Raw genomic sequence first — 19780 nt, forward strand, 5'->3', positions numbered from 1 at the left:
GGCGATTCGCCGCGGACGAATCAACTCACCGCCGCACACAGCGCGGTGTAGTGATCGCGGGCCCGCTCGGCGCATTCTTCGAGCGCCGATTCCGGGATGTGCGCGAGCTTCAGCTCCGCCGGGCTGCTGATCCAGTGGCTGGTCTCGCCGGGCAGATCCAATCCGAAACGGGAAACGACGCCGCACGCGAGGTTCAGCACGCAGGCGCTGGTATTGCCCAGTTCCTTCCCAAACGGATCGAAATGGCACCGCACGCCGTCGACGATCTCCGCCGGGAAACGCCAATGCTCGAGCAGCACGGCGGTCACTTCCGCCGACGTGATGCCGAAAACCGATTGCTCCCACTCCGCCACCATCGGCCACTCCGCTTCGCCGGGATAAACCTGTCCCGCAGCGGCGCCGTCGATGATCACGCGGCCGAGCGTTCGCAGCAGGCCCGCGGTGTAGGCCAGGCCGGCGTCGCAACCGGCCGGCACGGCGAGGACCTCGGCGGCGGCGGCGGTGGCGACGGAGTTTTCCCACAGGCGATCGGCGCGGAGCCGGTAGTGTGCGAGGTCGCGCTGGCAAACCTGCTGCGTCGCCGCCAGCCCGACCAGCCGGTAAATTTCACGGAAGCCCACGCGGCCGACGGCGCCTTCGAGCGAGTCATTCTGCTCGCGCAAGCCGAAGATCACGCTGTTGCTCATCCGGATGACGTGAAAGGTCAGCGCCTGGTCGAGCCGGATCAGCTGCACGATGTCGTTGGTATCCGTGTCGGGATCCTCGAGCAGATGGCGCAACTGACCAAAGGTGGCAGCCGCCGGTGCGAGCTTGCTGCCGAGTGAAAGGATGGTCGCTCGATCGAGAGGCATGGGCAATGCGTTCGCTCCCCAGTCGGCACGATTTGCCCCGACCGTAAGTAAAAAATTCGAGAACCGACGGTTTCGCTGCGCCGCAAGCCCGGTCGCGCCCGCGGCTTGCGCCTGGCGCCCACGGCCTTAGCCGCCTTGCGGCGGCGGATCCACGCGCTGGAAGTCGCCCCAGGAATACTCCACGCGATCGCCGAATTTGGTCACGACCACTTCCGCGGTGCCGTTGGGCTTCGCTTCCGCCGGATGCGGCGAGGGTGGCGGCTCCATCTGGACGTTGAGATCGATGTCGAGGATCCGCGCGAGGCCGAGCACCACGCGAAACGGCTCGCTGATGCGCGCCTGGACCTGCTCCAGCGCGGGCCCGGTCTTGTTGATCGTGACCAGCAGCTCGACCTTGTTGATGGGAAACAGCCACTGGACGCTCGAGCGCAGCGGCAGTTCGTAAACGATGCGCTGCGAGGTTTCGTTCACCACCTTGGCGTGCTCGAAATCGAAATTATCGGCGACCTCCGCCCGCTTTTTGCGCTGCTTGCGGTTCTTGCGGTGCCACCAGGCCTCGCGTTCCGCCGGCGTGGGCGGCCGGCCATCGATCGAAACGAGCTGCCAGCGCGCCTCATAACCGCGCGAGGGGTCGTAGCGCTCGATGCGTTCTTCCTTCAGCTTGTCGCCATCATATTCGCGAACCCGTTGCGTGAACGCCCACCGATCGGCTTCGCCCAGCCAGTTGTCGGCGACCTGCCGCAGGAGCACCGCGTCCGGCGCAGCGGCGACGCCAGCCACGAAGGCCACGAGATAAATCAGGGCAAGTCGGCGCATCATGGGCTGCACCGACTTGGCCTGAGCGCGCCGGTTCCGGCCCGGTGGCCGCGGTCGGGCTCCTCTCCGACCCGCCGATCTGCGCTTTCGCACCCGGCCCGAACCGGCCAGCCCTGATGTCGGGCAGGCAAAACACCTGCCCGACCAGGCGTGCTACATCCGGCAGATCAGCAGCTCGCGTTCGTAGATCATTTCCTTGGGCAGGTGATCGTGGAGATCGATGAACAACTCCTCATGCCCGATCACCTCGGTGCGCCACGCCGTGCGGTCGAAGGCCTGCAGTTCGTCGAACTTCTCCTTCGCGAAATCGAGGCCGGTCCAGTCGATGTCCTCGTAACGCGGCTGCCAGCCGATCGGCGATTCGCAACCCAGCGCCCGCCCATGAGCGCGGTCCACGATCCATTTCAACACGCGCATGTTTTCGCCGAAGCCGGGCCACATGAACTTGCCGTCCTTGTCCTTGCGGAACCAGTTCACGTGAAACACCCGCGGCGTCTCGCTGAGCGCGCGCTGCATCTTGATCCAGTGGCGGAAATAGTCGCCCATGTGGTAGCCGCAGAACGGCAGCATCGCCATCGGATCGCGGCGGACCTTGCCGATCGTGCCGGCCGCGGCGGCCGTCATCTCGGAGCCCATCGTCGCACCCATGTAAACGCCCGCGGTCCAGTTGAACGCCTGATAAACGAGCGGCATCGTCGTCGCGCGCCGGCCGCCGAAGATCAACGCGCTGATCGGCACGCCCGCGGGATCCTCCCACGCCGGGTCGATCGTCGGGCATTGCGAGGCGGGCGCGGTGAAGCGCGCGTTCGGATGCGCCGCCTTCGCGCCGGTCTGCGCGGCAATCTCGGGCGTCCACTCGCGGCCCTGCCAGTCGAGGCATTTCGCCGGCGGCGCTTCGGTCATGCCTTCCCACCACACGCCGCCGTCGGGCGTGAGCGCGACGTTGGTGAAGATGGTGTTCTTCGCGAGCGCCTTCATCGCGTTGGGATTCGTCTTGTGCGATGTGCCGGGCGCGACGCCGAAGAACCCGGCTTCGGGATTGATCGCGCGCAGCTTGCCGTTCGCGTCGGGCTTGATCCACGCGATGTCGTCGCCGACGGTCCACACCTTCCAGCCTTTCTTCTGGAAATGCGCGGGCGGGATCAGCATCGCGAAGTTCGTCTTGCCGCAGGCGCTGGGAAAGGCCGCGGCGACGTAGGTTTTTTCGCCTTTCGGATCCTCGACGCCGAGAATCAGCATGTGCTCGGCCATCCAGCCTTCGTCGCGCGCCATGTTCGAGGCGATCCGCAGCGCGAAACATTTTTTCCCGAGGAGCGCGTTGCCGCCGTATCCAGATCCGTAGGACCAGATCTCGCGCGTCTCCGGAAAGTGCACGATGTATTTTTCCTTGTTGCACGGCCACGGCACGTCCGCCCGCCCCTTGGCCAGCGGGGCTCCGACGGAGTGCAGGCACGGGACCACGCGTTTCTCGCCCTTGTCGATCTCCTGGAAAACCGGCAGTCCGATGCGCGCCATGATGCGCATGTTGACGACCACGTAAGGCGAGTCGGTGATCTGGACGCCGAGCTGCGACATCGGCGAACCGAGCGGGCCCATGCTGTAGGGCAGCACATACAGGGTGCGGCCCTTCATGCAGCCGGCGAACAGCTCCTTCAGCTTCTTCCTCATCTCGAAAGGATCGACCCAGTTGTTCGTCGGGCCGGCGTTGTCCTTCGAGAGCGAGCAGATGAAGGTCCGGTCCTCGACGCGCGCCACGTCGCCCGGATCGGAACGCACGTAGTAGCAGCCGGGCCAGAGTTTCTCGTTGAGCTTGATGGCCGTCCCGGCGGCAACCATTTGCGCGCAGAGGGCGTCGTATTCTTCCTGCGATCCGTCAACCCAGTGAATGGCAGCCGGTTTCGTCAGCTCCGCCATCTTTTCGACCCACTTGAGCAAATTCTTGTTCGCAGCGAGGGGTTGGGAGGGATCGCGTTTCGACATCGGGGATTCAGGATGGAACATGGCGATGCGAAGCAAACTCCTATCGCGCCGAGGCGTCTCCGTATTTTCTGTGTTTCTGACCGCAGAAATTGGTCTTTGCGGCGCCGACTTTCGCCGAGCGTGACTACAGAGTCGCCCGCGCGCATGGCAATCCTAACCTGCCGCCATGGTGAAGCTCTGCATCCTCGTGGGCACCTTGTTCGGCGGCTACGCGGGCTGGGCCGCGGGCGCCGGAATCGGACTCGAATTCTTCGGCTCCTTTCTGCTTAGCGGAGTCGGCAGCCTCGCAGGCGTGTGGGCTGGCTGGAAGCTCGGCCGGAAACTCGAGTGAGGCCGCTCACTCCGCCGCTGGGGGCGCGCGACGCTCGATCGGCTCGATGTGGACGGAGACATCGCTGACGCGCAAGGGCGACGCGAGCAGCGCGTCCTTGACCGCATGCGCGATGTCGTGGCCTGCGCGCACGGTCAGCGCGTCGTCGACGCAGACGTGGATATCGACCAGATGGCTCAACCCGCTTTTGCGCACACGGCATTTGTCGATCGCCCGCACACCGGGCACCGTGCCCGCCAGCGTGCGCACCTCGTTCTCGAACGATTCCGGCACCGCCGTATCCATCACGTCGCCGATCGCGCGATTAAGCATGCCGACGCCGTTGAACAGAATCACCGCGCACGCGACCAACGCCGCCCAGTCGTCCGCCGCCTCGTAGCCTTTCCCGCCGATCACCGCGATGCTGATGCCGACAAACGCGGCACCGGAGGTCACCGCATCGGAATAGTGGTGCAACGCCTCCGCGCCGAGCGCCGTGCTGCCGGCCTCCTCGCCCGCCGAGTGCATGCGACGCGAGAACCAGATTTTCACTCCCACGATGCCTGCCAGCAACGGCAGCGTCGCCCAATGCGGGCCGTGGTGCGGCGTGATGATTTCCTCGATCGCCCGCCACCCGATCCAGCCCCCGGCCGCGAAGACAAACACCGCCACCGACAACGCCGCCAGTGGCTCCGCCTTTCCGTGACCGTAGGGATGATTCGCGTCCGGCGGTCGGGACGCCACGTGAAAACCAGTCCACACGAGCAGCGACGAAAGGATATCGAGTAACGACTCCACGCCGTCGGCGATCAGCGCGTAGGTGTTCCCCAGAATGCCGCCGGCAAACTTCAATGCCGCGAGCGTCGCGTTCAGCGCGATCCCGCGCAGCACGAGCGCCGCGCTCGCGCGGGCGCGGCGCTGCGGGCCGGCCAGATGTTCAGGAAGCTCCCGGGTCACTCCGCCAGCGTTAAAGTCCGCGTTGCCATTCGCCAGCCCGCAATTGACCCCTGACGGCGCCCCGCTCAGTTTCTTCCCCAAGCATGAGTGCGCCCAACCTTTCGATCGGCCGCGATCCGGTGAAACAGTTCTCGATTTTCGCCGAGAACCGCGTTGGCCGGCTCAACGATCTCGTCGGGCTTTTCAAGCAAAACGACGTGCACATCATGGCGATCACCGTGCTCGACACGACGGATAGCGCGATCGTGCGCGTGATCGTCGACGATCCGGAGAAGGCGCGCGAGCTGATGGTGAACAACGATTTTCCCTACACGGAATGCGAGGTGCTCGTCGTCGAGATCGGCGACGAATCGAAGCTGCGCAACGTCCTCGGCGCGTTGTTCGTGGCCGAGATCAACGTCCACTACGTCTACAGCTTCATCAAACGGCCCGACAACGAGGCCGCGCTCGTGCTCAACGTCGAGGACAGCGACGTCGCCACCCAGGCGCTCAGCCGCTGCGGCTTCAAGGTCATCACGCAGCGCGACATCTCGCGCTGAACGCCCGCCGCCCGGTTCAGCTTTTTTCCTGGCTCATCTTCTCGCCGTCCAGCGAGTAGATGCCGGTGAGATAACCGTTCTCCAGAATCGCCCCGACTTTCAGCGCGCCGTAAAGCGAGACGGGCACATCGAGCAGCGGACGCACGCCTTTGTTCATGCGCACGACAACCCACTCGTTCATGTTCGGCACCACGCCGTAGCAGCACATCATCGCGTCTTTCACGAGAAGGAATTCCGTCACGAGGCCCTTCTCCATTTTCGTCGGCAACATGAAGCCGGTGACGATCGCCTTCTTCCCGCTCCACGCTTTCACCGATTCCGGAATCTGTTCCTCGCCGGTCGGCGGCGGCGTGCTCGCATCCGCGGTCGCCTCCGGCGCGGGCACGACAAACGGGAATGACGCGAGCCGGTCAAAACCGAGCCGCAAATAACCGTCCTCGACTTCCGGCGCGGCCGATTCGGCGGCTCGCAACGGCAGCAGCGCAGGCGTCACGGCCCCCAGCAGCAGGCAGAAAACAAGGATGCGTTTCATGGGTCGGAAAACCTGCACAGCGCCGCGCGAGCGTCAAAGTCTTTGGCCCGCGCCCGTCCTCGTCACGACACCGGCGCGATCGTTTCCGCCACCGGCACGCGGTAGGCCTTCAGCGCCGGCACGAGTCCGCCGAGCGCGCACAATCCCGCCAGCGCCGCCGGGCCCCACGCCAACACCGGATGCCACTGCCACGGCTCGAGCACGACGCCCGTCTGCGCGCGCACGATGGACGCCACGACCGCCGCCAGAATCGCAAACACCGCGAATCCCGCCGCCGCGCCCAGCGCTCCGATCACCGCCGCCTCGCCCAGCACCGCGCCAAACACCGTGCGCCGTCGCGCCCCAAGCGCCCGCAGGATCGCGATGTCGCGCTGCCGCGCGCTCATCGAATTGTAGATGCTGACCAACACCGAGCCCGCCGCCACCGCGGCCACGAGCCACGCGACGAGCGTGAGCACGCGATCGACCCAGCCAATCTTGTTGAACAATTCCGCGACGATCGTGCCGATCGGATACGCAAACGTGAGCTTCCCGCCCGACTGGTTGAGGACGTTGTTCATCATCAACCCGGCCGTGCTCGCACGCAGTTGAATCAGCACCGCACTGATCTCGGTTTTCGCGAGCGGGTTGTGACCGCTCATCGTCTGCAGACCTTCGAGCGGAATCCAGATCACGCGATCCACCGGCGAATTCGTCGGCTCGAGCACGCCCACCACCGTGTAAAGCTCCTCGTGATCGTGATCGCCGCCCACGCCGTGCTGCGGATGGAAGGTGCTGCCCACTTTCCAACCGAGCTGGCGCGCGGCGTAGGCGCCAACGACCGCCTCCTCCGTGCCGAGCTTGAAATTCCGCCCGCTCGCAAACGCATACCGCCGGCCGGGCGCATATTCGATCTCGTCGAACAGCGTTTCTACCGTGCCGACGATCCGCCAGCCGTGATAACTGTCGCCGACCGCGATCGGAATCGCGTGCCTGATCGCACCGGCAAACATCGGATTGCGGCGCAGCATTTCGAAATCCGCGGCGCTGATGTTTCCCGGGGAGGTTTCGACGTGGAAAATCGAGTTCAACACCAGCTGCAGCTTCGAGCCGCGCGCGCCGAGCACGGCGTCGAACCCGGAATTTGTCGCCGCAAACACGGCCTGCGACTGCGTCTTCACCACCCAAACGGTGAGCAGCAACCCGGCGGCGAGCGCGATGCTGCCGGCCGTGACGAGCGTCGACAGCGCGTGCTGGCGGAGCGAACGATAGATGATGAGCGGAAGCGTCATGACGATCGATGCGAGGCTCAGCTTTGCCCACGGAGCGCGGCGTTGATCTGCGCGAAATCCTGCACCTGCTCGAACTCGCGCAGCACGCTTTCGTCGTGGCTCACAAGCAGGAGCGCCGCGCCATTTTCGCGGCAGACCTCGCGAATCAGCCGCAGCGAATCGTGCGCGTGCTTGCGATCGAGATTGCCGGTGGGCTCGTCCGCGAGCACCAGCCGCGGCCGGTTCGCCAGCGCCCGCGCGACCGCCACGCGCTGCTGTTGTCCGGTTGAAAGCTGTCGGGGAAAATGATGCAGCCGGGTGCCGAGCCCCACGCGTTCGAGCAGCTCGCGCGCATGACCACGATCGGCGCCGCGCGGACCGAACGACATGCCGAGCACGACGTTTTCGATCACCGTGTAGCCTTGGAGCAGATTGAAGCTCTGAAAAATGTAGCCGATCTTCGCGGCCCGCAGTCGATCGCGCTCCGCCTCGCCGAGCGCCGTCATGGTCTCGCCGTCGACGTTCACGGTCCCGCTGTCCGCCGCAAGAATCCCGGCGATGAGATGCAGGAACGTCGTCTTGCCCGAACCGCTTTCTCCGCGGAGTCCGAGTTGCGCGCCAGCGCCGAGCGCAAACGCGGGGACGTTGACGATTTCGACCCGCTCGCCGTCGGGCGCGACGAAGGTTTTCCTCAGCTGAACGACGTCGAGCATGCGCCGAGTTGAGCGAAGATGCACCGGTGCTCAATTCGTTTCGGTGCGCACCTGTTCGCCGTGTGGCGCGATCGCCAACGCACGGCAAAAAAAACGGCGCGGATCGCTCCGCGCCGTTTGACCCATGGCGGAACGCATCTAGTCCCAATAGCCTTCGTAATAGCGATACGCGCCACCTTCCTGATCCCACCGCGGCGGGATCCACGTGGCACCGGCGCGCGGCGGAATGGACCAGCGACCGGCGACCCATTCGTAGCGGCTGTTGCGCCAGGTCCAGTAACCGGGCACCCAGACGTGATCGCTCGACGGACGCGGTGGCACGCTCTCGGACTGCACCGCCGGCGGCGCTTGCGTCACGACGATGGTGCTCTGACCGGTGGCGGTGGTGGTGGGCGTGGCCACAACGGTCGGCGGAGCGGAAGCGACGACGGGCGCAGCCGGCGGCGGCGCCGCCACGACATGCGATTCAGGCTCGGTGGCGCAGCCACCCAGGAACGCGGCCGCGCCACAAACGACCAGGAGCGGGGCGAAGTTTGAGGTATTCATAACCCGCGCCGCAGACCCTCCCCGGGCGGCGTGGTTCTTGGGGAAAACTCCCGAATCTGGCGCCTTTTACGTTCCCTCAGCCTTTCCACCCGGTCGCGGCCGGGGTTGACGCAGCCGACACCGCCAGCCCGCGTTCCGCCTTGATAAAAAAAGCCCGCCGTAATCGGCGGGCTTCGTCTACAAGATTGGTTCGCAGGCTTACCGCGTGTGCGCGCCCTTCTCGAGCCTGCCACGCAGCGCGAACAACACCGCGAACGCCACGATCAACACGAGCGGGAAGGTTACCATGTTCGCGAGCGTCGCCTGTCCGGCGGCAAGTTCGATCGCGGACGGCTCCGTCAGCGTCTGCGCCGCTTTCGCGCGATTGCTGTCGATCCAATTTCCGATGATCGGATTCCAGATCGAAACGGCAAACATGCCCGCGCCGCCCATCAGCGACATGCCGAGCGCGCCCGTCTTCGGGATGTACTCGCTCGTGAAACCGATCATGCAGGGCCAGAAATAACAGACGCCGAGCGCGAACACGATCACGGCCACATACACCGTCGCCCCCGTCGCCTTGCTCAACAGGAACAAGCCGATCGCCGCGACGATCGCCGAGCAGAGCAGCACGCCGACCGTGTGCAGCTTGTGCACGATCGGACCGGCAAACTGCCGGCCGACCGCCATGAGGCCCGTGCCCAGCGCGAGCACCATCATCGGGTGCGCACCGGTCTCGCTCAGGATGCGTCCCACCCACTGCTGCGTGCCGAGTTCGGTCGTCGCCGTGAGCGTCATGCAGAGAATCATGAACAGATACAGCGGGCTGAAGAGGCTCTTGATGTTCGTGCCGGTCGAGGTCTCGATGTTCGCCGACGTCGGGAAGTTGGTCGTGAAAAGGAGGAAGCCGTAGATTGCCGTCGGCACCAGCATGGTCGCGATCTGCAGCTGCCAGCCCATGCCGGCCGAGGTCATGAACTGCGACACCAGCGCGCCGATCACGATGCCGCCCGGAAACCAGACGTGAAACCGGTTCAGCATGGTCGTCTGCTTTTTTGGATACATGTCCGCGATCAGCGGATTGCACGCCGCCTCCACCGAACCGTTGGCAAAGCCGATACAGAAGGTTGAGATGATCAGGCCCCAGAATCCGCCCGCCGTGATCGTCAGCACGAGGCCCGCCACGTGACCGACCAGCGCCACGCACAACAGCACGCGCGCGCCGAGGTAATTATACAGCAGCCCGCCGACCATCATCGCGACGGGAAAGCCGAGGAACGCCATCGCGTTCACCCACCCAAGCTGGGTGTCACTGAGTCCAAAATTCTGACTTAGCTCCGTGAGGATGCCCGCGCGGATCGCGAACGTCATCGCGGTCACGATCAATGCCAGGCAACTCGCAAGGAACAGTTTGGAAGCGTTGTCTTTGCTCATGTAGAGAATCGCTGTAACAACTGGAGGGGTTGGGGTGAAACGAACGACGGATCGACACAGGAGAACTATCGCTGGTTCAGCAACGGTGAATTTCAGCGTCGCGGGGCCAGCGCGTTCCTCGCTGGAAACACGCCCGCCGCGCCGCGGCTCCGGCCGGCCCGCGGTCCCTTACGACATTTCTCAACCGCTCACGCCTTCACCTCGACGCGCTTCCCGCCCGCCGCCGCCGAGGCGTAGATCGCCTCAATGATCGCCACGTCGCGCCGGCCCATCTCGCCCGGGACGGGCGTGTCGCGATTCTCGACGATACAGCGCGCAAAATCGTCCATCTGCGCCGCCTGCTGGTTGAGATTATTGATGTTCATCGGTCCGCGACTCGTGCGGCCCTCCAGCCCACCATAGGCAAAGGCCGGCTTGATCTCGACCCAGTTGCGGCCGTCCCGCGATTCGGCGCGAAACTCGTTGCCGCCGGCATTGTAGCTCGTCCAGCCATCGCACACCGCGCCATTGGAAAATTCCATTTTCCAGCGGATCGTTTCCTCCACCTGATCGAACACCTGCGGGCGCGTCTTCGGCTCCTCCGTCGCCGTGACCGCCACCGGGGCGAGGTCGCCGGCCGCGCGACAGCCCGCCTGAATCACGTAGATGCCGACGTCCGGCAGCGGCCCGCCCCCCGCGAGCTTCTTGTCCAATCGCCAGCCGCGGCCCTCGCCCACGCGGAAGCCGTGCTTTCCGCTCATCTTCGTGAACGGCCCGAACTGCGGGTCGCGAGCGAGCCGCTCCATCTCGATGTGATGCGGCTCGAACTCCAGCCTGTATCCAATCGACAACTTCCTGCCCGCATCACGGCACGCCGCGATCATCTCGTCGCATTCGCGCGCGGTCGGCGCCATCGGCTTCTCGCAGATCACATGTTTACCCGCCTTCGCGGCCCGCAGCACGAAATCGCGGTGTGTCCCCGGCGGAGTCACGACGTAGACGATATCGATGTCCGGATTGTCGGCGATGCGCTCGAGGTTTTCGTAAGTGTAGACGTTTGGATCGGTGACCCCGAACTTCTTCTTCCAGAAGTCGACTTTCGACGGCGTGCCCGTCACCACGCCCGCGAGCCGGCAGTGCTGCGTTTGCTGCAGCGCCGGCGCCAGCTGGTAGGTCGAATAGCCGCCGAGGCCGAGCAGCGCGATGCCGAGTTTCCGGTCGGGCCGTGGCTCGGCGGCGAGGAGATTCCGCGGCAGCGTGAGCGCGGCGAGCGAAGCGAGGGAGACGTGGCCGACGAATTGCCGGCGCGTGAGGGACGGGCGCGATTTCATGGGGCAAGGGGTGCTGCCCGTCACGTAAACGGCTCGCTTCCACTTGGCAACTGGCAGCGACACTCGAAGCTCAATCTGCCGGCACGGCCAGGCGCGTGACAACCGCGTCGATCTCCCGCATGGCCAGACCGATCTCAGCCTGAATCGCGGGGGTCTGGTCCGCGAGTCCTCGCAGGCGCTCCCGCGCCTGGTCGAGATCCGCCAGCGCGGTCTTCGTCCGCTCGATGCCGACCCGCAGATCGCCAAACATGACCTCGAAGGAATCGTCCTCTTTCAACCGGCGCGCCTCCACGAGCCCGCCGACCTGCGCGACCTGAAGCGCCAGCACCAGACGCCGCAACTCCTCGGAGTTCTCGCCGAGGCGGCCCAGCTCCCGTTCGATTGCCAGCAAGGCGGCGGCGGCGCGGGCGATCGTCCCCGCAAACCCCGCCTGAAGTTGTCCGATCATCCGCCGGCACCCGTCCGCATCCCCGCCCGCTTTCGCCTCCCGGCACAGGAGCTCGCCGCAGAATCCGATCACCATCTCGATCTGCAGCCGCGCGGCCGCGAGATCGAAAATCACCGCGCTCAGGCCGGTCGACACCGACCTCGTGCGTTCCGTGAACGCGCCGACGAGGTTGCTGGTGTTCTCCAGCGACGCGCCGAGATAGTCCGCGATCACCGCCAGTCCCGAACCTTCGACTCCCACGCGTGCGGATCGCAGCGCCGCGTTGAAGGCGATGAAGCGAAACTCCTGCGTAAGCCCGAGCACGAATGCCGACCTTTCCGCGAGACGTTCGTTGAGCGACGCAAACTCGTCGAGCTGCGCGTAAAGCGTATTGATTTCCCGATACGCGCGGCGCGCGGCGCGATCGATGATCGCAATTTCGCCGCCGTTGCGGCTGATCGCCTCCGCGGGAAACAGCCGCAGCTTCTCCCGCGCCAGCGTCGCATCGCGACTCTTCAGTTCCTCGTGCAGCAGTTTCCGCATGAACGCGTCGTAACTCTCGAAACTCTGCGCGCGCAATTCGTCCGCCAGCAGCTTCTCGGCGGCATCCATGCTGGCCGGTCCATCGGCGCCACCGTCACGCGCCGCTTCCTCGCACGCCCGCATCCGCCGGTAAAGCGCCGCCACCCGCGGCGTGAGCTCGCTGGACGGCTTGAAGCGAACCGACAAGAACCCGTCGCCCACCGGCAGCAACAACGCGATCACGCTGTAATGCCGGCCATCCGCCGCGAGGTTCTTGACCAGACCCGCCACCGGACTCGCGGCGAGCAGCCGGCTCCAGATCAGACGAAAAACCGCCCGCGGCATCTCCGGATGGCGGATGATGTTGTGCGGCTTCCCCACGAGTTCGTGGCGAGCATAACCGCTGACTCGCACGAACACATCGTTACCCGACAAAATCACGCCCTTCCGGTCGGTCGTGGAGAAAAACATCTCGTCGATCCGGAATTCGCGGGCGGCGTCGATCGGCTGGGGCCGTTTCATAAATTACCTGGACCCAATGCAATCGACGCCGCCGGCCGCAGGATGAACGCCGCGCCCAAGTCAGTAGCCAGCCGTATGCGTCTTCAAAAAACGCGTAGGCACAAAAAAGCCCGGCGTCGCCGCCGGGCTGGGGAAATCAAGGTGCCGGGTTTTCGGCGGCTGACTCCGCCGGCCCGCTCTCGGGAGTCTCCGCTTCCGCTTTGCGGCCCCGGCCGCGACCGCCACGGCGCGCGGGTTTCTTCTCGGCGGCTGCTTCGCCGCCGGGCTCGCTCTCCTGCGCAAACTTGGAGGCCTTGGCGTTTACCCACAGCTCGCCTTTCGCGTTCTTGTTGAACCAGAAAATCTCGCCCGCGTGCTCGACGAAGACGGGCTTTTCACGAGCCTTTTCCGGCACCTTCAAGCCAGCGTTCACGAGGCCTTCAACCAGCGCTTCGGGCGCTTTGCCGAGCTCGCTCGCGACGCGCTCGACCTTCCCCGCCACGGCGCCGGTCTTGGTCTCTTTCAACAAGAGTCGGACCGCCGCGAGAATGTTGGCAGGCGACGGCAGGTCTGCCGCCGACGCTTCACCGGCGGGCGTGGACGCCTCGGCCGGAGTCTTCGGCGCCGAAGCCGCGACCGGCGATGCCGGCTCGAGCGGCAGCTCCGTCGGCTCCGCCGGCGAGGTCTCGATCGCGGAGGGAGTCGTGTCAGCCGAGCCGGGCTCGGCGGTCTTGGCGGCATCGCCGGCGCGTTTCTCGCGGCCATTGATCCAGAGTCCGCCGCGCGAATCCTTGTTCAACCACCAGATTTCGCCCTCGATCTCGACGTTGACGGCGGGATCGTTGGGCGTGGCCGGCACCGTGAGCCCCAGCGCGGAAAACGCCTGCACGAGATCGGCCTCGCTGCACTTGAGCGCGCGCGCCAGGAAGCTCGCGCTGCCCGAACCACCCGGACCGCGGCGATTCCGCCGCATCAGCGGGCGAATTTTTTGGAGCAACGTAGCCCCTTCGGGCAGTGGCGCGCCGCCGGCGGGCGCCGGCATCTCGGGCTGTGTCGCGTTGGTCTCGTTGCGCGGGTGACGCACCGCCTCGGTCTTTTCGGGCTTCGCGTGCTTTTCCTCGGGCTTCTGCTCCTCGGTCGTCTCGGGAGTGACTTTCGCTGCCTGGACGACGCGGAAGACCGGACGTGGCTTTTCGCGGGTGTTGATCCACACCTCACCGCGGCGGTTGATGTTTACCCAGAAAAGGTCGCCGTCGTATTCGACGTAAACGGGCTTCGCATTCTCGTCGGCCGGAATCTGCAACCCGCACTCGACGAGCGCGCCCTTGATGTCGCTTTCGTCGAGACCCCACTTCTTCGCCAGATAGTCGGTGCCGACCGACATGCCCGGGCCGCGCTGATTGCGGCGCATGTGGGGCTTGAGAGCTTCGAAGAACGTCGGCAGCTCCTCTTCTTCGGCGAGCTGATCCCATTCGTCCTTTTCGGCGGAGTCGTCCTCCGGCGCATCCGGATCATCGTCGCGCGACGTGTCGATCGGCTTCCGGAAGCCGTCGTCGGGGGCGACCTTCTCTTCGAGGAAGCTGGCCGGGCGGTCTTCTGCCGTGGCGTTCGACGTGGCGGCTTGAAACTTCGCGGCGAATTCGGCGCGGAGCTTTTCGGCCTCCGCCTTGGCGGCGGCGGCCGCCGCGTCCTGCAGCGTCCAGTCCCGTTGCGTCGAGCGCCGGGCGAGACCGGTGAACGCGAGGGGGTTGTCGGGGACAGTGCGAAATTCGACGATTTCCCAATCCTCGCGGCCGAGGTCGTTGAGAAATTTTTCCAGCAGCGCCGGCGTGGCGAAGCCACCCTTGCCGCTGGAGATGACCTTGTATTCCCAAAGTGCCATAATGGTTGCGAGGCCCACGCATCCCAAAACCCGCCCCGCATGCCGAGCCTTAATTTGCAACCGGCTGCATCTGGGATCGCGCCCGCACCAGGCGCTCGGCACCGCACGCAGGTCGGCCACGGTCCGACGGAAAACGTCGCCCCACCTTGCCCGTCGGGCGCATCTCGCCACGGTTTCCCGCGTCAATCGAGCCCCATGCATCCTTCCCCGCTCACCCGTTTCCTGCTGCTCGGACTGCTCACGGCCGGCCCGGCCCTGGCCGCCAACCTGCCGAAGCCGGACGCCGACAACGGCGGCCTCATGTTGCCCGCCGGCTTTCGCGCGCTCGTCGTTGCCGACAAGCTCAAGCCGCTGCGCAATCTCGTCGTCGCCAACAACGGCGACCTCTATATCAAAACCCGCCAGGCCGGCATCGTCGCGCTGCGCGATACCGATGGCGACGGCCGCGCCGACCAGACTGAGGAATTCGGCGAAGGTGGCGGCACCGGCATAGCGATTCACAACGGCTGGCTCTACCATTCGACCGACAGCGCCATTTACCGTTACAAGCTCACGCCCGGCCAGCTCGTCCCCGCCGGTCCCGCCGAGCGGATCGTGCGCGATCTGCCCAACAAGCGCCAACACTCGGCCAAGGTGTTCGCGTTCGGCGCGGACGGTCAGCTCTACGTTGAAGTCGGCTCGCCCTCTAACGCCCTCGGCCAACCCGATCGTGCCAAGGGCGCCGTCGGTCAGGATCCGACCGAATTCCTCAAAACCCACGGCGGCTACTGGCGCTTCGATCCCGACAAACCCGACCAGACGCAAGCCGACGGCCATCACGTCTCCACCGGTCATCGTCACTCGACCACGATCGCGCTGAATCCCGTGTCGAAAAAGCTCTTCATCGCCATCCATGGCCGCGATCAGCTCAACACCGTCGCGCCGCAATTCTACAGCGAAGAGGACAACGCCGAGAATCCCGCCGAGGTCCTCCACGTCCTCGAAGAAGGCGCCGACTTCGGCTGGCCGACCACGTATTGGGACCCGCGCGCGAAGCAGCGGAAGCTGAATCCCGAATATGGCGGCGACGGCAAGAAGCTCGCGCCCGCCGGCAAATTCCCGGATCCGCTGGTCGCGTTCCCCGCGCACTGGTCGCCGATGCAGCTCGCGTTCTATTCGGGCACTCAGTTTCCGGAAAAATACCGCGGCGGCGCCTTTCTCGCTTTTCAGGGCTCGTGGAACCGCGCGCCCAAACCGCAGCGCGGCTACAACGTGACCTTCATTCCGTTCAACAAATCCGGTTTTCCGGTCGGCACCTTCGAAGTGTTCGCCGACGGATTCTCCGGCGCGAAAGACCTCGCCTCGCCCGGCGACGCGAAGCATCGCCCGAACGGTGTCGCCGTCGGCCCCGATGGCTCGCTCTACGTCTCGGATGCAACGGCCGGTCGGGTCTGGCGGATCATCTACACCGGCGAAAACCGGTAAGCGTCGCCCGTGCGCGCCCTGCTCCTCGTCCTCGCGACGCTCTCGCTCGTAGCGTGCCACCGCCGCGAGCCGGAGCCGGCGCACGCGTCGGCAGAGAAGTCCGCCACCACGCCGCCATCGGCGCCCGCGCCGGTCGCTGCCACGGTCGAAACTCCGCCCCCGCCCGCATCCGGCGGGGCGACGGTGGCGAGCGCCGACGGCGAACAGCTTTTCCAACAAAACTGCGCGACGTGCCACATGGCCGACGGCAGCGGCGTGCCTTTCCTGCAGCCATCGATTCGCGGCAGCGCCTGGATTTCCAACGAAAATCCGCAACTGCTGCTTTCGCTGATCCTGCGCGGCTCGGCGGTGTTGGGCGAAGCGGCGCAGGCTTACGAAAACGACATGGCACCGTTCGACCATCTCAGCGATGTCGAGATCGCCGCACTCGCCACCCGCGTGCGCGAGCGCTTCGGCCAGCCGCCGCCGTCGAAACCGGTCACGCCCGACGAGGTCGCGATCGCGCGTAGCCGGCCCGGTTTGCCCTGAACGGATCGTGGGGCGTCACCGCGTCACGCGGGCCAGAAACCGCTCCAGCGCATACGTGGTCAGCTGCCCGCCCGGTCCGCAGAGATTGAACTCGAACGCGTGCGTCGCCCACGGCAGCTGGATCGCGACGTGCGGCACGCCGGCCGCGCTGAGCCGGGCCGCGAGCCGCTCGCTGTGCCGGTGCCACACGAGCGGATCGAGCCGGCCGTGCAGCAGCAGCGTCGGCGGCGACTCCGGCCTCACGTGCGACGTCGCAGACGCATCCGCGTAATTCCCGCGCACCTCGTCCGGCGAGCCGCCGAGATACTGACGGAGCAGCCGCCGGGATTGCAGCACGTCGTCCTCGCGCCCCGAGCGGTAGCCGAGCAACAAATCCGCCGGCGCGTAGAGGCCGACCACCCCGCGGATCCCCGGCTCGCCCAGCGTATAGGCCGCCGTTTGCGCGATCTGTCCGCCGGCGGAACGACCGAGCAGGACCAGGCGCGAAGCGTCGAGCCCGAGCGCCGGCGCCCGCTCCTGCAGAAACGCGAGCGCCGCCCGCACGTCCTCGCGCTGTGCCGGCCATTTGGATACGGGAGCGAGCCGATACGAGATCGCGGCGACGACATAGCCGCGATGCGCGAGCCAGTGATTGAAATGGCGCATCTGTCCGCGATCGCCGCCGTCCCAGCCGCCGCCGTGGATCACGAGCACGCCCGGCCGCGAAGCCGCTGACGGCAGCCGGTAGACATCCATCTCCAGCGCGCCGGCGAACGCGAACGTCTCCGCCCCGACCGCCGCTGGCGCACGACCGAGCAGACCGCGCCAGGAAAACGCCCGTCGCGACACCGCCGGCGCGCCGAAACTGTCGCATTGCGACTCCAGCGTCCGCGCGACGCGCCGCGCTTGCAGTGCCGGCTTGAGCAACAAGCCCGCCGCCACGACGGCGAGGCAGGCGGCGATCCACCCGACCGGGTTCCGGCCGACACTTCCCGCCGCCACGGCCAAAGCCAACGCCGCCAGGGCGAGCCAGTGGCCAAACTCGCCGGCGCACACCGCGAGCCGCCATTCGTTCCAATCGGGCGAGCGCAGCGTCGTAAGCAAACCGAGCCACACGAGCGCCAAGGCCAAAAACAGCAGCAGCCAGATAAACATGAAGACGGCGCCGACTTCCGCAGAACGCGCCGGCGGTCGCGATTCATTTCGCCTTTGCGCTTTGCCGGCGGGTTTGCCGCGATGACCGCCCATGCGTCGTCTCGATCAACTCCTCTCCAGCCTCGGCTATTGCACGCGCAGCGAGGCGCGCGACTGGGTCGCCGACGAACGCGTCACGATCCGCGGCGAACCCGCCCGCAACGTTTCGCAGAAGGCCGCGCCCGCCGACGTGGCGGTGGACGGCGAGCCGCTCGATCATCCCGACGGGCTCCTGTTGATGCTGCACAAGCCGCTCGGCCTCGTGTGCTCGCACGATCAGCGCGAAGGCCCGAACATCTATTCGCTGCTGCCTCCGCGCTGGCGTCTGCGCCGTCCGCAGGTGACGAGCATCGGTCGCCTCGACAAGGAGACGAGCGGCTTGATCCTGCTCACCGATCGCTCGCCGCTCGTGCACCGGCTCACGTCGCCGAAGCACAAGGTCCCGAAGGTCTATCGCGCGATGGTCGACCGCGACTTGTCACCGGAGCTGATCCCGCTTTTCGCCAGCGGCACGCTGCCGCTCGAAGGCGAGGACACGCCTTGCGCGCCGGCGCAGCTCCGCCTCCTCGGTCCGCGCGAAGCCGATCTCACCTTGACCGAGGGGCGCTACCATCAGGTGCGCCGGATGTTTGCCGCGATCGGCGCGACCGTGCTCACGCTACATCGCAGCCAGTTCGGCGATCTCACGCTCGGCGAACTGCCGCCGGGCCAGTGGCGGGAGCTGCCGCTGGATCATTTTGACCGCGCGGACGCGTCGCCCGCTTCCTGAGCCTGCGCCGGCGTCGCGCTCATTCGTCCTCGCGCACTGTGAAAACCAGCGGCTGCAGCATGCGGACGTTCACCCTGCGGCCATTCTTGATACCCGGCCGGAATTTCCATTTCGAGATCGCCATGAGTGCCGGATCTTCGAGCCGCCGCTCGGTGGTCCGCACGACGTAGGGGCCGACGACCGCACCGTTCACATCGACGATGAACCCGACGGTCACCTCAGCCCGGAAGCCGGGCTGCCGCATGCCCACGGGCATCACCGGCGCGATCCGCACGATCGGATCCGGCGCGCGGTCGAGATCCTTCAAATCGAAAATCTTGCCCATGCCCTCGCCGATCTTGGTGCCGCGATGGATGATCGGAGGAATCGAAATCACCTTTGCCGAACTCAGGTCCTGCTGCGGAACCAGCGTGGAGTAGTCGATCTGCTGCACGAACGCGTTCGACAAGTCGACCTGGCTTGGCACGTCGGCCAGCATCGGCACGGAGACGCCCGCCGCCACCGGCTCCTCATCGCCCTCGAAGGGAGTCGTTTCCGGCTCCAGGTCCTTGAGCTCCGGCATGATCAGCGTGACCGCCACCGGCTCGTCGTAAACGAGCTGCCGCTTCGGCGCGGACTTGAAGTTGAACCCAAACAGCAGCAGGCCATGCAGACCGGCGGAAAACGCCATCGCGCCCCACAGTGCGACCCGGGAGCGACGCCGGGCGCGATAACGCCAAGTCCCGGTGGGCCTGATCGTTCGGAGGGGCGGACGAGGGAGGTCGGCGGGGTTGACGAGCGTCGCAGGGGTATGCCCGTTCATACTGGGAGTATCGTTCAGAACCCAACGATCCCTCCGCATCCTTTGCAAAAAACCTCGCATTCCTTGTGCGACGAAGACGTCCCCGCCGGGATTCCGGCTTGGCGCCGCGGTCGGTCTCCGCGACGGTCACTGCCTCCTTTTCGATTATGTATGATTTTCCCCTGACCGGCGCCCAGCGCTCGTTCCTCCGCGGCATCGGCCAGACGCTCGACGCTTCGCTCAAGCTCGGCAAAGGCGGCCTCACGCCCGCTTTCACCGCCGAACTCCAGAAACTCCTGCGCGCCCACGAACTCGTGAAGCTGCGCTTCCTGGGGCTCGATCGCGACGAACGCGCCGCGCTCTGCGAACAGATCGCCGATGAAGGCCGCTGCCTGTGCGTCGGCGCCGTCGGTCACACGGCGCTCTTTTACCGTCAGCATCCTGAGCCGGACGGACGTTCGATCGTTCTGCCGGAGTGATCGTTCGCGCGGTGCGTCGGCGAGCGGCCGATTGACG

20 protein-coding genes are annotated in these 19780 nt (G+C 65.9%); 6 read left to right on the top strand and 14 right to left on the bottom strand.

What is annotated here, in order from left to right; translation table 11 throughout:
• Nucleotides 1–20: 20 nt before the first annotated feature.
• The 3 genes from AC6RV7_RS17185 to AC6RV7_RS17195 form a co-directional block, all read right to left on the bottom strand.
• Nucleotides 21–851, bottom strand: a complete 831-nt coding sequence (locus AC6RV7_RS17185; RefSeq protein ID WP_500095262.1) for an HDOD domain-containing protein — start codon at nt 849–851, stop codon at nt 21–23.
• Nucleotides 852–977: 126 nt separating this feature from the next.
• Nucleotides 978–1670: a hypothetical protein gene (locus AC6RV7_RS17190; RefSeq protein WP_500095263.1), complete on the bottom strand. Its 693-nt coding sequence runs from the start codon at nt 1668–1670 to the stop codon at nt 978–980.
• Between the two features lie 150 nt (nt 1671–1820).
• A complete protein-coding gene (locus AC6RV7_RS17195) occupies nt 1821–3647 on the bottom strand; it encodes a phosphoenolpyruvate carboxykinase (GTP) (RefSeq protein ID WP_500095264.1) in 1827 nt (608 codons plus the stop codon).
• 166 nt (nt 3648–3813) lie between these two features.
• On the opposite strand from AC6RV7_RS17195, the gene AC6RV7_RS17200 reads away from it, so the two are divergent.
• Nucleotides 3814–3978 carry a hypothetical protein gene (locus AC6RV7_RS17200; RefSeq protein WP_500095265.1) on the top strand — a complete coding sequence of 55 codons (165 nt, stop codon included), beginning with the start codon at nt 3814–3816 and terminating at the stop codon, nt 3976–3978.
• 6 nt (nt 3979–3984) lie between these two features.
• On the opposite strand, the gene AC6RV7_RS17205 is transcribed toward AC6RV7_RS17200, so the two are convergent.
• Entirely contained in the window at nt 3985–4914 is a 930-nt protein-coding gene (locus AC6RV7_RS17205) for a cation diffusion facilitator family transporter (RefSeq protein ID WP_500095266.1), read from the bottom strand.
• Between the two features lie 83 nt (nt 4915–4997).
• Here AC6RV7_RS17205 and AC6RV7_RS17210 point away from each other — a divergent pair, with 83 nt between their 5' ends.
• A complete protein-coding gene (locus AC6RV7_RS17210; protein ID WP_500095267.1) occupies nt 4998–5453 on the top strand; it encodes an ACT domain-containing protein in 456 nt (151 codons plus the stop codon).
• A 16-nt stretch (nt 5454–5469) separates the two neighbouring features.
• On the opposite strand, the gene AC6RV7_RS17215 is transcribed toward AC6RV7_RS17210, so the two are convergent.
• From AC6RV7_RS17215 to AC6RV7_RS17250, 8 genes are all read right to left on the bottom strand, one after another.
• The gene (locus tag AC6RV7_RS17215; RefSeq protein WP_500095268.1) at nt 5470–5985 is read right to left on the bottom strand and encodes a DUF3299 domain-containing protein; all 516 of its coding nucleotides are present in this window, start codon (nt 5983–5985) and stop codon (nt 5470–5472) included.
• Nucleotides 5986–6047: 62 nt separating this feature from the next.
• Complete coding sequence (locus tag AC6RV7_RS17220) at nt 6048–7256, bottom strand: ABC transporter permease (RefSeq protein ID WP_500095269.1); 1209 nt, start codon at nt 7254–7256, stop codon at nt 6048–6050.
• A 17-nt stretch (nt 7257–7273) separates the two neighbouring features.
• Entirely contained in the window at nt 7274–7948 is a 675-nt protein-coding gene (locus AC6RV7_RS17225; RefSeq protein ID WP_500095270.1) for an ABC transporter ATP-binding protein, read from the bottom strand.
• Between the two features lie 138 nt (nt 7949–8086).
• Nucleotides 8087–8494 carry a YXWGXW repeat-containing protein gene (locus tag AC6RV7_RS17230; protein WP_500095271.1) on the bottom strand — a complete coding sequence of 136 codons (408 nt, stop codon included), beginning with the start codon at nt 8492–8494 and terminating at the stop codon, nt 8087–8089.
• A 198-nt stretch (nt 8495–8692) separates the two neighbouring features.
• Nucleotides 8693–9907 (bottom strand): MFS transporter, encoded by a 1215-nt coding sequence (locus AC6RV7_RS17235; protein ID WP_500095272.1) that lies wholly within the window; start codon nt 9905–9907, stop codon nt 8693–8695.
• A 188-nt stretch (nt 9908–10095) separates the two neighbouring features.
• Complete coding sequence (locus tag AC6RV7_RS17240; RefSeq protein WP_500095274.1) at nt 10096–11217, bottom strand: Gfo/Idh/MocA family protein; 1122 nt, start codon at nt 11215–11217, stop codon at nt 10096–10098.
• 70 nt (nt 11218–11287) lie between these two features.
• Nucleotides 11288–12688 carry a PAS domain S-box protein gene (locus AC6RV7_RS17245; RefSeq protein WP_500095275.1) on the bottom strand — a complete coding sequence of 467 codons (1401 nt, stop codon included), beginning with the start codon at nt 12686–12688 and terminating at the stop codon, nt 11288–11290.
• 136 nt (nt 12689–12824) lie between these two features.
• Entirely contained in the window at nt 12825–14549 is a 1725-nt protein-coding gene (locus AC6RV7_RS17250) for a DUF4177 domain-containing protein (RefSeq protein WP_500095276.1), read from the bottom strand.
• A 195-nt stretch (nt 14550–14744) separates the two neighbouring features.
• On the opposite strand from AC6RV7_RS17250, the gene AC6RV7_RS17255 reads away from it, so the two are divergent.
• Both AC6RV7_RS17255 and AC6RV7_RS17260 read left to right on the top strand, forming a co-directional pair.
• The gene (locus tag AC6RV7_RS17255) at nt 14745–16013 is read left to right on the top strand and encodes a PQQ-dependent sugar dehydrogenase (protein ID WP_500095277.1); all 1269 of its coding nucleotides are present in this window, start codon (nt 14745–14747) and stop codon (nt 16011–16013) included.
• A gap of 9 nt (nt 16014–16022) precedes the next feature.
• Nucleotides 16023–16541 carry a c-type cytochrome gene (locus AC6RV7_RS17260; RefSeq protein ID WP_500095278.1) on the top strand — a complete coding sequence of 173 codons (519 nt, stop codon included), beginning with the start codon at nt 16023–16025 and terminating at the stop codon, nt 16539–16541.
• 15 nt (nt 16542–16556) lie between these two features.
• Here the strand turns inward: AC6RV7_RS17260 and AC6RV7_RS17265 are convergent, their stop codons facing one another.
• Nucleotides 16557–17675: an alpha/beta hydrolase gene (locus AC6RV7_RS17265; RefSeq protein WP_500095279.1), complete on the bottom strand. Its 1119-nt coding sequence runs from the start codon at nt 17673–17675 to the stop codon at nt 16557–16559.
• Between the two features lie 91 nt (nt 17676–17766).
• Here AC6RV7_RS17265 and AC6RV7_RS17270 point away from each other — a divergent pair, with 91 nt between their 5' ends.
• Nucleotides 17767–18483: a pseudouridine synthase gene (locus tag AC6RV7_RS17270; RefSeq protein WP_500095280.1), complete on the top strand. Its 717-nt coding sequence runs from the start codon at nt 17767–17769 to the stop codon at nt 18481–18483.
• Nucleotides 18484–18502: 19 nt separating this feature from the next.
• Here the strand turns inward: AC6RV7_RS17270 and AC6RV7_RS17275 are convergent, their stop codons facing one another.
• The gene (locus tag AC6RV7_RS17275; protein ID WP_500095281.1) at nt 18503–19153 is read right to left on the bottom strand and encodes an energy transducer TonB; all 651 of its coding nucleotides are present in this window, start codon (nt 19151–19153) and stop codon (nt 18503–18505) included.
• A 278-nt stretch (nt 19154–19431) separates the two neighbouring features.
• On the opposite strand from AC6RV7_RS17275, the gene AC6RV7_RS17280 reads away from it, so the two are divergent.
• Nucleotides 19432–19743, top strand: a complete 312-nt coding sequence (locus tag AC6RV7_RS17280; RefSeq protein WP_500095282.1) for a YhbY family RNA-binding protein — start codon at nt 19432–19434, stop codon at nt 19741–19743.
• Nucleotides 19744–19780 lie beyond the last annotated feature (37 nt).

The sequence above is a fragment of the Opitutus sp. sgz309028 genome (genome assembly GCF_059821195.1).

Bases quoted from the DNA above. Each gene is read 5' to 3' on its own strand.
- AC6RV7_RS17185 (WP_500095262.1), bottom strand. From the start codon at position 851: ATGCCTCTCGATCGAGCGACCATCCTTTCACTCGGCAGCAAGCTCGCA.
- AC6RV7_RS17190 (WP_500095263.1), bottom strand. From the start codon at position 1,670: ATGATGCGCCGACTTGCCCTGATTTATCTCGTGGCCTTCGTGGCTGGC.
- AC6RV7_RS17195 (WP_500095264.1), bottom strand. From the start codon at position 3,647: ATGTCGAAACGCGATCCCTCCCAACCCCTCGCTGCGAACAAGAATTTG.
- AC6RV7_RS17200 (WP_500095265.1), top strand. From the start codon at position 3,814: ATGGTGAAGCTCTGCATCCTCGTGGGCACCTTGTTCGGCGGCTACGCG.
- AC6RV7_RS17210 (WP_500095267.1), top strand. From the start codon at position 4,998: ATGAGTGCGCCCAACCTTTCGATCGGCCGCGATCCGGTGAAACAGTTC.
- AC6RV7_RS17215 (WP_500095268.1), bottom strand. From the start codon at position 5,985: ATGAAACGCATCCTTGTTTTCTGCCTGCTGCTGGGGGCCGTGACGCCT.
- AC6RV7_RS17220 (WP_500095269.1), bottom strand. From the start codon at position 7,256: ATGACGCTTCCGCTCATCATCTATCGTTCGCTCCGCCAGCACGCGCTG.
- AC6RV7_RS17225 (WP_500095270.1), bottom strand. From the start codon at position 7,948: ATGCTCGACGTCGTTCAGCTGAGGAAAACCTTCGTCGCGCCCGACGGC.
- AC6RV7_RS17230 (WP_500095271.1), bottom strand. From the start codon at position 8,494: ATGAATACCTCAAACTTCGCCCCGCTCCTGGTCGTTTGTGGCGCGGCC.
- AC6RV7_RS17235 (WP_500095272.1), bottom strand. From the start codon at position 9,907: ATGAGCAAAGACAACGCTTCCAAACTGTTCCTTGCGAGTTGCCTGGCA.
- AC6RV7_RS17240 (WP_500095274.1), bottom strand. From the start codon at position 11,217: ATGAAATCGCGCCCGTCCCTCACGCGCCGGCAATTCGTCGGCCACGTC.
- AC6RV7_RS17245 (WP_500095275.1), bottom strand. From the start codon at position 12,688: ATGAAACGGCCCCAGCCGATCGACGCCGCCCGCGAATTCCGGATCGAC.
- AC6RV7_RS17250 (WP_500095276.1), bottom strand. From the start codon at position 14,549: ATGGCACTTTGGGAATACAAGGTCATCTCCAGCGGCAAGGGTGGCTTC.
- AC6RV7_RS17255 (WP_500095277.1), top strand. From the start codon at position 14,745: ATGCATCCTTCCCCGCTCACCCGTTTCCTGCTGCTCGGACTGCTCACG.
- AC6RV7_RS17265 (WP_500095279.1), bottom strand. From the start codon at position 17,675: ATGTTTATCTGGCTGCTGCTGTTTTTGGCCTTGGCGCTCGTGTGGCTC.
- AC6RV7_RS17270 (WP_500095280.1), top strand. From the start codon at position 17,767: ATGCGTCGTCTCGATCAACTCCTCTCCAGCCTCGGCTATTGCACGCGC.
- AC6RV7_RS17275 (WP_500095281.1), bottom strand. From the start codon at position 19,153: ATGGCGTTTTCCGCCGGTCTGCATGGCCTGCTGCTGTTTGGGTTCAAC.
- AC6RV7_RS17280 (WP_500095282.1), top strand. From the start codon at position 19,432: ATGTATGATTTTCCCCTGACCGGCGCCCAGCGCTCGTTCCTCCGCGGC.